This is a genomic window from Actinomyces sp. Z5, from assembly GCF_003287795.1.
GTDB lineage: Bacteria > Actinomycetota > Actinomycetes > Actinomycetales > Actinomycetaceae > Actinomyces > Actinomyces glycerinitolerans.
In genome coordinates this window covers 22,278-33,135 of record NZ_QMIN01000076.1, presented here as the reverse complement: position 1 = coordinate 33,135, position 10,858 = coordinate 22,278, and the positions used below count along the sequence as shown (strand labels likewise).

The 10,858-nt window shown below is 70.0% G+C and carries 7 protein-coding genes and 2 pseudogenes; 5 read left to right on the top strand and 4 right to left on the bottom strand.

Features of this window, described 5'->3' with window-relative positions; genetic code table 11:
- A pseudogene (locus DRB06_RS16220) lies at positions 1–322 on the bottom strand (leucyl aminopeptidase); the annotation flags it as partial.
- 102 nt (positions 323–424) lie between these two features.
- Here DRB06_RS16220 and DRB06_RS10725 point away from each other — a divergent pair.
- Complete coding sequence (locus DRB06_RS10725) at positions 425–904, top strand: hypothetical protein (RefSeq protein WP_111819936.1); 480 nt, start codon at positions 425–427, stop codon at positions 902–904.
- Positions 905–923: 19 nt separating this feature from the next.
- Here DRB06_RS10725 and DRB06_RS16855 read toward each other — a convergent pair whose 3' ends face one another.
- The 3 genes and pseudogenes from DRB06_RS16855 to DRB06_RS10715 all read right to left on the bottom strand — a co-directional run bounded on the left by DRB06_RS16855 (position 924) and on the right by DRB06_RS10715 (position 4,848).
- Positions 924–1,427 carry a CBS domain-containing protein gene (locus tag DRB06_RS16855; protein WP_309300330.1) on the bottom strand — a complete coding sequence of 168 codons (504 nt, stop codon included), beginning with the start codon at positions 1,425–1,427 and terminating at the stop codon, positions 924–926.
- Positions 1,428–1,595: 168 nt separating this feature from the next.
- Positions 1,596–2,539 (bottom strand): annotated as a pseudogene (locus DRB06_RS16850) (chloride channel protein); the annotation flags it as partial.
- Between the two features lie 302 nt (positions 2,540–2,841).
- On the bottom strand, positions 2,842–4,848 hold the full coding sequence (locus DRB06_RS10715) for a S9 family peptidase (RefSeq protein ID WP_111819935.1): 2,007 nt from the start codon (positions 4,846–4,848) through the stop codon (positions 2,842–2,844).
- Positions 4,849–5,076: 228 nt separating this feature from the next.
- Between DRB06_RS10715 and dxs the strand changes: the two genes are divergently transcribed.
- From dxs to pflA, 4 genes are all read left to right on the top strand, one after another.
- On the top strand, positions 5,077–7,098 hold the full coding sequence (gene dxs, locus DRB06_RS10710) for a 1-deoxy-D-xylulose-5-phosphate synthase (RefSeq protein ID WP_111819934.1): 2,022 nt from the start codon (positions 5,077–5,079) through the stop codon (positions 7,096–7,098).
- 446 nt (positions 7,099–7,544) lie between these two features.
- On the top strand, positions 7,545–9,662 hold the full coding sequence (pflB, locus tag DRB06_RS10705) for a formate C-acetyltransferase (RefSeq protein ID WP_108967276.1): 2,118 nt from the start codon (positions 7,545–7,547) through the stop codon (positions 9,660–9,662).
- Positions 9,663–9,733: 71 nt separating this feature from the next.
- Entirely contained in the window at positions 9,734–9,979 is a 246-nt protein-coding gene (grcA2, locus tag DRB06_RS10700) for an autonomous glycyl radical cofactor GrcA2 (protein ID WP_073331841.1), read from the top strand.
- 23 nt (positions 9,980–10,002) lie between these two features.
- A partial coding sequence (pflA, locus tag DRB06_RS10695; protein ID WP_111819933.1) for a pyruvate formate-lyase-activating protein occupies positions 10,003–10,858 on the top strand: 856 nt, incomplete at its 3' end.

Genomic DNA, 10,858 nt, shown 5'->3' with positions numbered 1-10,858 from the left:
CGCGGGCGGCGCGTCCGGCCGCCCGGCGCAGTGCGGCGACGTCGTCGCCGTCGCCGGTGCCCACCACCAGCAGGGTGGGGGCCAGCGAATCCCGGCGCGAGTGCTCCAGCGCCGCCGTGGGCACCCGCACCACGGCGTCGAGGGCCGCGGTGAAGCCGAGAGTGGACAGCAGTGCCGGCAGCGCGCTCAGATCCGGCAGGATGCCCAGTCCGGACTCCTCACCGAGCAGAACCGGTGCGTCGGCTTCCGCGCGGGCCGCCAATACCAGGACATCGCCGCCCACCTCTGCGGCCGACAGACTGGAGGTCGTAATCTCACTCATGCGGGAATGGTAACGTCACAGCGCCGGCCACTGCCGGGCCCGCCGGGCGCCATCCGGGAACGGCCCGGCTCCGAATCAGTGCACCACGAGGTCAGTAACCGTATGGATGAGTCTTCCCAGGCGCGGTCCCTCAACGACACGCGCCGTCCCGCGCACGGCTGGGGGCGCGCACTCGTGGGGGTCTTCGCGCTTTTCGGCCTGGCGGTGGCCCTGCCCGCCTTCGTCGACCTGGCCCGGTCGGGTGCGGGCATGCGCCTGCCGGCCGGGCTCAGTGGCCTATGCGGGGTGGGCTACGTGGTGCTGTCGGTTGCCGTGGCTCACAACGGCCGGCGCATGCGGCGTGTCGGATGGGCTTGCCTAGTAGTTGAGTTGGTGGGGCTCGTCGCCGTCAATGTGGTGGGCCTGACGGGCTCCGCCTGGTCGGCGTGGGGGAGCGTCTGGTGGTACCTGCCGGTGCTCCTGCCGCTGGTCGGCGGCGCGCAATTGTGGCTGGCCGATCCGCGTCGCATCGTCACCAATGCCGAGCGCATCACCGACATCTCCGACACGATCCAGGGAACCGTTCACCGCGACCGCAAGTAACCGCCCTCAAGGGGCGCGCTCAACGTGTGCGGCGACGGCGCAGCCACGCCTGCGTGCGCGACCCCAGGGAGGTGCGCTGCTCGGCGGCCTCGACGGCACGCCGCTGCTGCCGGTACAGGCGCCGCACCATGTCCTCCTGACTCACCCAGCCGATCAGCTCCAGTCCACCGTCCGGCAGCGCCTGCGTGACCGGCAGCGCCTCCAGGTGGGATTCGATCAGCGCCCCCAGCACACGGTGCGCGTCCGCGCCGCCGTCAACGTGCTCCCGGTCCAGGGGCAGCCCGCCCACGCATCGCGGAGAACCGTACGCCTCGCCGGCGTCGGGGTGGGAGCGCGCCTCCGCGACGGCGACGGCGGAGACACACCCCAGCCAGACCGGCTTCGGGTCCCCGGCGCCGGCCCCCGGCCGACCGGCCGCGGTGTCCCCCACCACCGGCAGGCGCACCGCACCCGCCGCACGCAGCGCCTCGGCGGCCTCGGCCAGCGAGGCGGTGGCCTCCAGCACCGCCGGGGGCGCGTGCATCAGGCCGCGGGCGTCCACCCGGCCCACCAGCGTCGCACGCACCGGGTCGTCAATGTCATCGCCGCGGCGGCGCAGCTCTTCGGTGTAGATCGTGGTGCGGGTCAGGAACCGGCTCATGGTGGTGGACAGCGCCACCGCCAGCATCAGCGGCAGCAGCAGGTGGTACTGGCCGGTCATCTCGATGATCAGCACGGTACCGGTGATGGGTGCGCGCGCCGAGCCCGCGAAGACCGCGCCCATGCCGATCACTCCGAACACGGCCGCAGCCTCGGGCCGATTCGGCGCCAGCGCGGTGCCCCAGGCCGCCCCAGGGTGGCCCCGATGCACAGCGACGGCGCGAACACGCCACCGGTCATACCGACCCCCAGGGTCACCGAGGTCGCCAGGATCTTCGCGGCCGTGAGTCCCAGCAGTGCTGCCGCCGTGTACTGGCCGCCCAGGGCACGATCCAGCACCGCGGCCGACTCGCCGTACACCTCCGGCACCGCCAGCAGCAGCGCCCCCACCAGCAGCCCGCCCACCGCGGGCCGGACCCAGGCGGGCAGGTGCAGCCGGTCGCCGACAGCCCCCAACAGGTCCGCCGCCAGGTAGCGACAGCGGGAGAAGATCACCCCGACAACGCCGCCGACCAGGCCCAGCAGCGCCACCCACAGCAGCTGGGCGTCGCCGTGCAGGTCAAGCGCCGGCAGCGACACCGACAGGGTGGTCCCCAGCAGGTGGTGCGCCAGCACCGTGGCGGCCACGCAGGCCAGCACCACGAAGGCGAAGGCGTCCACGGTGAAGTCCATGAGCACCACCTCCAGGGCGAAGAATGCCCCGGCCAGTGGGGCGTTGAAGGCGGCGGCGATCCCGGCGGCCGTGCCCGCGGCCGCCAGTAGGCGCACGGAGCGCCGCGGCAGCCCCAGGCGCCGCCCGAAGACGCTGGCCGTACTCGCGCCCAGCTCGGCGATCGGTCCCTCCGGCCCCACCGATCCGCCGCCACCAATGGTCAATGTGGCGGCGAGCACGCTCGCGCCGGCGGGTAGGGGAGCCATGGTGCCGTCGGACCGACGGGCCGACCAGATCACCCCCGCCACGCCGTGGCCCGTGGCGGTTGCACCCAGCCGGCTCATCAGCACCCCGACCAACAGACCGGACAGCACCGGCGCCGCCAGCACGAACCCACGGCCCAGGCCCGCCAGCACCCCGGTGGACGGCCCCAGAATCAGGGTGTAGTCATCGGTACCGGTCAGGACCCGGGTCCACAGGTCGATGCCGGCCCGAAAGACGACGGCACCGGCCCCGGCCGTCAAACCGGTGAGTACCGCCAGAATGAACAGTCCGGTGCGGTGGTAGCGCAGCAGATTCAGGGTGTGCTCCCGCAGCCGGCCGCCTGCATTTCTGGGCACGAGTGCAGTCACGGCCGGCGCGGGTGTCAGCGGTCCAGGTTATCCACGTGCAGGGCGACCCGCTCCAGCACCGGGGAGGCCAGGCCCCACACCTGTGCGTAGAAGCTCAACTCGTCCTGGTAGGCGCGGTGCACGTTGGCGGCGAGGCTGAAGCCGTGCCCCTCGCCCTGGAAGACCTCCAGGGCGACCGGCAGCCCCTTGGCCTTGACCGCCTCGTACATGCCGGTGGCCTGAGCGGGCGGAATGATCGGGTCGGCGCTGCCCTGCAACAGCAACAGCGGGGCGTGAATGTCATCGATGCGGTTGATCGGGGAGCGCTCGGCGTAGACCGGGTCATCCAGGTCGTCCGCGCCCACCAGCCTTTGAATGTAACGGGACTCGAACTTGTGAGTGGTGCGGGCCAACTGGGCCAGGTCGGCCACCCCGTACAGGGAGGTGCCGGCGCTGAACACGTCGGAGCGGGCCAGCGCCGCCAGGGCGGTGAATCCGCCGGCGGAGGCACCACGCACCGCGATGCGGGCCGGGTCCACCTTGCCGGAGTCGGCCAGGAACTGGGCCCCCGAGACGACGTCGTCAACGTCGTACACGCCCCACTTGCCGTTCAGCAGGCGCCGGTAGTCCGAGCCGTAGCCGGTCGAACCACGGTAGTTAACGGCCAGATAGGCGAAACCGCGGCTGGTCCAGAACTGGATGCGCAGGTCATACCCGGTGCGGTCCATGGCGGTGGGGCCGCCGTGCACGCCCACGATCAGCGGCGGCAGCTCGTCGTCGGGACCGACATAGGCGGAGGAGGCCGGGGCGTAGAAGAAGCCGTGCGCGGTGGCGCCGTCGGTGGTGGGCCAGGAGACGGGCTCGGCGAAGGAGATGCCGGCGTCGTGAGCGGAGAAGTCACCCGAGCCGCGCAGAATCTCCACCTGCCGTCCACGCACCTCCACGATGCTGGGCAGCTCGGTCTCGCTGCCGGCCAGCATGACGACGCGTCCCCCGGAGGAGGCGACGTTGCCCATCGGCTGCCAGCCGACGTTCCACTCCTCCAGTTCCCCATTGGCCAGCTTGACCGTGCCCAGGTGCCACACGCCGTCGCGCGCCCAGGAGGCGATCAAATGCTCGCCGTCGAGCACGTCGAAGTGGTGCGGCCCCAGCACCCAGGCGGGGGAGGTGAAGGTCGCGTCGATCGGGTGCAGCGGGCGGGTGCGCAGAGACTCGGTCCAGCCCTCGCGGTTGGTGCCGCGGCGCGGGAATCCCTCGGTGCGGTACAGGTTCCAGAAGCCGGAGGCGTTGGACACGTGCACGAGTTCGCACTCCTCGGTCCAGCGCGGCTCGGACACGGAGTAGCCGGCGCCCCCGTCGACGACGGTCTGGGAGCCGATGGTGCCGTCCGGGAGCAGGTCACCCACGTGCAGGGTGGCGTTGTCCCAGGGCATGTCCGGGTGGTTCCAGGTGATCCAGGCCAGGTGCTCCCCGTCGGGTGACAGCGTGGGGGAGACCACGAAGTCGGTGCCGGACACGATCGTGGTGCAGGCGGCGTCGTCGCGGGCGGCCGAGCCGTCCAGCGGAATGGCCACCAGCGTGTTGACCGGCTCGCCGTCGCCGCGATGGTCCTCGCGCACCGCGTAGACCAGGCCGCGGGCGGTGTCGATCTCCAGGTCGCCGTGGCGCACGTCCCCGTAGATGGTCAGCGGCACCAGGCCGCGCAGCCGGTGGGCGACGTCGTAGCGGTACAGGCGCCCATCGCCGGCGTGGGAGACGACGATTATGCCGGAGTCGACGGCGTAGGCGCGCCCGCCGTACTCATGCACGCGGGTGCGGGCGTCCACCAGCTCGTCGGCCGGCGTCAGCGGCAGTACCTCACCGATCTGTCCGTCGCCGTCCCGGCGCAGCAGGACCTGGCGGCCGGCCTGGGAGGCGCGCTGCTCCACCCAGTAGGTGTCCCCGCCATCCACGCGCACCTGTGACAGGGACAGGGTGCGGGTGGTGATGGTTCCGGGGGTGATCGGCGAGGGCCAGGTCCCGTACGGCGCTGTGGTACTCATCGTTCCTCCTGAAAGCGGTGGGTCGGCGCGGGGCGCCCGTCGGGCGGTGCGCACGGTCCGGGGCCAACCCTACGTGTTCCCGGCTGCACGGTGTCCGCTTGTGGCGCCTAGTGGGCCGCGGGTCGTGGCGGCCCGCCCGGCGCGGATGTGCATATGCTGGGACGCCGTGGTGGCAGCGGTTCCCCGCGTGCCGCCGCAACCCGACCGGCAATAGGAGGAGACGCGCCGATGAGTGAGACCCCTGCCACCCTCGGCGCGGCCGGTGCTGACCGCACAGGTGGTGTTCCCGACGCCGTCGGCACCCCCTCATCCCTGCCCGCTACGCCACTGCTCAGCCGCATCCACCGCCCGGCCGACCTGCGCGGCCTGACCAGTGACGAAATCGAGGCGCTCGCGGCCGAGATCCGCCGCTACCTGGTGGCCACGGTGGCGCGCACCGGCGGGCACCTCGGCCCCAACCTCGGGGTCGTCGAGCTGACCCTGGCCCTGCACCGCACCTTCCGCTCTCCGCGCGACACCATCGTCTTCGACACGGGCCACCAGGCCTACGTGCACAAGCTGCTCACCGGTCGGCAGGACTTCAGTCGGCTGCGCGAACGCGGCGGCGTATCCGGCTACCCCTCCCGGCAGGAGTCCATTCACGACGTCGTCGAGAACTCCCACGCCTCTACCGCCCTGTCCTGGGCGGACGGCATCGCCCGCGCCAACCACCTGCAGGGACGCGACCGGCACATCGTCGCCGTGATCGGTGACGGGGCGCTGACCGGCGGCATGGCGTGGGAGGCGCTGAACAATATTGCCGACTCCGCCGATAAGCACCTGGTGATCGTGGTCAACGACAACGGTCGCTCCTACGCGCCCACCATCGGTGGACTGGCGCACCACTTGGACGCGCTGCGCACCAATCCCGGCTACGAGCGCATGCTGTCCAGTGTGAAGCACACGCTGCTGTCGCAAGGTGCTCCGGGGCGCGCCGCCTTCGATGCGCTGCACGGCCTGAAGCGCGGTCTCAAGGACATCCTGGTGCCCTCGGCCTTCTTCGAGGACTTGGGCATCAAGTACACCGGGCCGGTCGACGGGCATGACGAGACCGCGGTGGAGTTCGCCCTGGCCCGGGCGCGGGACTACACCGAACCGGTGATCGTCCACGTCATCACCGAGAAGGGGCGCGGCTACACCCCGGCCGAGGAGGACGCCGCCGACCGCTTCCACGCCGTCGGCCGCATCCACCCGGAGACCGGTTTGCCGGTGGTGCCCTCCCGCTTCGGGTGGACCGCCGTCGTCGCCGAGGAGCTGCTGGCGCTGGCTCGTGCCGACAAGCGGGTTGTGGGCATAACCGCCGCCATGCAACAGCCGGTCGGTCTGCAGCCACTGGCCGACGCGCTGCCCGATCGGGTGATCGACGTCGGCATCGCCGAGCAGCACGCGCTCACCAGTGCGGCCGGCATGGCCTTCGCCGGCCTGCATCCGGTGGTCGCGCTGTACGCGACCTTCCTCAATCGGGCCTTCGACCAGGTGCTCATGGACGTGGGCCTGCACCGGGCCGGCGTCACCGTGTTGCTGGATCGGGCCGGCATCACCGGCACCGACGGCGCCAGCCACAATGGCATGTGGGACATGGCGCTGTTGGCGCACGTGCCCGGCCTGCATCTGGCCGCGCCCCGCGACGAGGCCACGTTGCGCCAGGCCGTGCGGGATGCGGTCGACGTGGACGATGCGCCCACGGTGGTGCGCTATCCGAAGGGCTCCCTGCCCGCCCCGCTGCCGGCCGTGCGCACCGTGGGGGAGGACGACGGGCCCTTCGGTGCCGTGGACGTTCTGCAAGACACGGCGGGGGAGCGGCCGGTGCTGCTGGTTGGAGTGGGTGCCATGGCCGAGAACGCGCTCGACGCCGGGCGGAGCCTGACTGCGGAGGGGGTTGCCGTGCGGGTGGTGTGTCCGCGCTGGCCCGTGCCGGTGCCGGACGCGCTGGTCGAGCTCGCCCGCGCCGCGAGCGGCACGGTGGTGGTGGAGGACGGGCTCGTGGAGGGCGGCGTGGGCTCGCAGCTGCGCGACGCCGTCGAGGACGCCTCCCTTGCGGACGGAGTCGCGGAGGTCCCCCGCGTAGCCCGGCTGGGTGTGCCGCGCCGCTTCCTGCCGACGGCCACGCGCGAGCAGCTGCTGGCCGACTTCGGCATGGACCGCGCGGGGATCTGCGCAGCGGTGCGTCGCCTCGTGAATCCGGACACGGCCCCGGACGGCAGGGGCTGATCTCGGCCCCGACCGGCGCACCCACGCAGATGTAGGACACCAGTCCCAGGCTGGGGGTGGAGCGTGGCTCGGGGCGATGCGTCGGCGTCGTCCGGTTGAACGAGCGGCACGCGACCGGAGGCGGCGCGCGCGACGGACTGGCATGAGGGTATCTAGAGCAGATTGCCGGGGCGGGCGCGGATCGCCGTGATTGTGCGGTTCTTGGGTGTTCGCGGGGAGTGGTGACCGGAGGAACAGGTTGCGCCGACGCCTAGGACTAACGTCCTAGGTTAGGTTGGGCTGGGTAGTGGCTGTGAGTCATCCCACCGGGTGGTTTTGAATCGGCATGACACAAAGCGGGACGTCTGGCCTAGTCTTAACTCGACGGCGCAACGATGTACCGCCACGCCTCACAAGGGCGCACACCATCGGGTGGCGTGAGCCACCCACCCTATAGGAGGGCACGGATGACAACCGAGGTCACAGCATCCGCCACTGCGGACGAGACCACCAGCCGCGACGCGTGGGAGGGCTTCACCAAGGGCCCGTGGACCGAGGATATTGACGTCCGGGACTTCATCCAGCGTAACTACACCCCGTACGCGGGCGACGCGTCGTTCCTTGCCGGCGCCACCGACAAGACCCTGCGCCTGTGGGACACCCTGGAGAAGAACTACCTGTCTGAGGAGCGCAAGGTGCGCATCCTCGACGTCGACACTCACACCCCGTCCGACATCGACGCATTCCCTGCCGGCTACATCAGCGAGGACGACGACGTCATCGTCGGCCTGCAGACAGACTCCCCGCTCAAGCGCGCCATGATGCCCAACGGTGGCTGGCGCATGGTGGAGCAGGCGATCAAGGAGGCCGGCAAGGAGGTCGACCCCGAGGTCAAGAAGATCTTCACCCGCTACCGCAAGACCCACAATGACGCGGTCTTCGACATCTACACCCCGCGCATCCGTGCCGCCCGCAGCTCCCACATCATCACCGGCCTGCCCGACGCCTACGGCCGCGGCCGCATCATCGGCGACTACCGCCGCGTCGCCCTGTACGGCGTCGACCGCCTCATCGAGCTCAAGCAGCAGGCCAAGGACGCCGTTGCCGACAAGCCCTTCTCCGAGCACTGGGCCCGGTACCGCGAGGAGCACGCCGAGCAGATCAAGGCGCTGAAGAAGCTCAAGAACATGGCCGCCTCCTACGGCTTCGACATCTCCGGCCCCGCCAAGGACGCCCACGAGGCCGTACAGTGGACCTACTTCGCCTACCTGGCCTCCGTGAAGTCCCAGGACGGCGCCGCCATGAGCATCGGTCGCCTGTCCGCCTTCCTCGACATCTACTTCGAGCGCGACCTGAAGAACGGCGTCATCGACGAGTCCCGCGCCCAGGAGCTCATCGACAACATCGTCATGAAGCTGCGCATCACCCGCTTCCTGCGCACCACCGACTACGACCAGATCTTCTCCGGCGACCCCTATTGGGCCACCTGGTCCGACGCCGGCTTCGGCGAGGACGGCCGCCCGCTGGTCACCAAGACCTCCTTCCGGCTGCTGCAGACCCTGCGCAACCTGGGTCCGGCCCCGGAGCCGAACATCACCATCTTCTGGAACGAGGACCTGCCCAAGGGCTACAAGGACTTCTGCGCCCTGATCTCCATCACCACCTCCGCCATCCAGTACGAGGCGGACGAGCAGATCCGCGAGCACTGGGGCGACGACGCCGCCATCGCCTGCTGCGTTTCCCCGATGCGGGTCGGCAAGCAGATGCAGTTCTTCGGTGCCCGCGTGAACGCCGCCAAGGCGCTGCTGTACGCCATCAACGGCGGCCGCGACGAGATGACCGGCAAGCAGGTCGTCACCGGCCTGCCCGGCATCGAGGGCGACGCCCCGCTCGACTTCGACGAGGTCTGGGACAAGTACGAGAAGATGCTCGACTGGGTGGTCGGCACCTACGTCGAGGCGCTGAACATCATTCACTACTGCCACGACCGCTACGCCTACGAGGCCATCGAGATGGCGCTGCACGACTCCGACATCGTGCGCACCATGGGCTGCGGCATCGCGGGCCTGTCGATCGTCGCCGACTCGCTGAGTGCCATCAAGTACGCCAAGGTCACGCCGGTGCGCGATGAGACCGGCCTCGTGGTCGACTACGTCACCGAGGGCGACTTCCCGATCTACGGCAACGACGACGACCGCGCCGACGAGATCGCCGCGACGGTGGTCCACACCATCATGTCCAAGATCAAGGAGCAGCCCCTGTACCGGGACGCCATCCCGACCCAGTCCGTGCTGACGATCACCTCCAACGTCGTCTACGGCAAGGCCACCGGCTCCTTCCCGTCCGGCCACCAGAAGGGCACCCCCTTCTCCCCGGGTGCCAACCCGGAGAACGGCATGGACACGCACGGCATGGTCGCCTCCATGCTGAGCGTCGGCAAGCTTGACTACAACGACGCCCTCGACGGCATCTCCCTGACCAACACCATCACGCCCCAGGGCCTGGGCCGCACGCTCGACGAGCGCGTGTCCAACCTCGTGGGCATCCTCGACGCCGGGTTCGTCCCCGAGAACGTCGAGGCCTGATCGCGCCGCCCCGGCGGTTGCCACCAGACCATCTGAATCAACTCATTCTCACCATTAGAAAGGGGCCGCACATGCCCACATACGAAGAGCGCCTGGAGTCCATGAAGGCTCAGCGCGACGACAACGGCGGAGTCAAGGGCCTGTACCACGCCAACATCAACGTGCTGGACCGCAGCACGCTGGAGGACGCCATGGAGCACCCGGAGAACTACCCGAACCTGACGGTGCGTGTCTCCGGCTACGCCGTCAACTTCGTGAAGCTGACCCGCGAGCAGCAGCTCGACGTGCTCAACCGCACCTTCCACGCCGGCGCCTGAACCGACACGGGTGAGGGACTCAGATGACTGAGACCATCACCCCGGAGCAGATCGGCGGCCGGGACCAGGACTTTCTGGCCCCGGCCGCCCGTCTGCGCGGGGCCGGAATCGGCGGGCTCGAGGAGCTGACCGACCTTCAGAGATCCGAGCGCCTCGCCCGCATGCGTGAGGGCACCTTGGGGTCCATCCACTCCTGGGAGCTGGTTACCGCCGTCGACGGGCCGGGTACCCGGATGACGATCTTCCTCAACGGTTGCCCGCTGCGCTGCCTTTACTGCCACAACCCGGACACCTTCCTCATGCGGGACGGCGAGCCGGTTGAAGCCGACGAGCTCCTACGCCGGATCGGGCGCTACCGGAACGTCTTCAAGGCCACCGGCGGCGGCATCACCCTGTCCGGTGGGGAGGTGCTCATGCAGCCGGCCTTCGCCGCACGCATCCTCGCCGGCGCGAAGGCCATGGGGATCCACACCTGCATCGACACCTCGGGCTACCTCGGCCAGCACGCCTCGGATGAGATGCTCGACAACATCGACCTGGTGCTGCTGGACGTCAAGAGCGGCGACGAGGAGACCTACAAGAAGGTCACCGGCCGCGAACTCGCCCCGACGATCGACTTCGGCGACCGTCTGGCCGCCAAGGGCATCGAGACCTGGGTGCGCTTCGTGCTGGTACCGGGGCTGACGGACGACCCGCAGAACGTGGAGAACGTGGCCCGCATCGTGGAGCGCTGGCGGCCGGTGGTCTCCCGCGTTGAGGTGCTGCCATTCCACCAGATGGGCACCGACAAATGGGATGCGCTGAAGCTGGAGTACAAGCTCCGCGACACCCGTCCGCCCGAGCCTGAACTGGTGGAGTCCACCCGCCAGATCTTCCGCG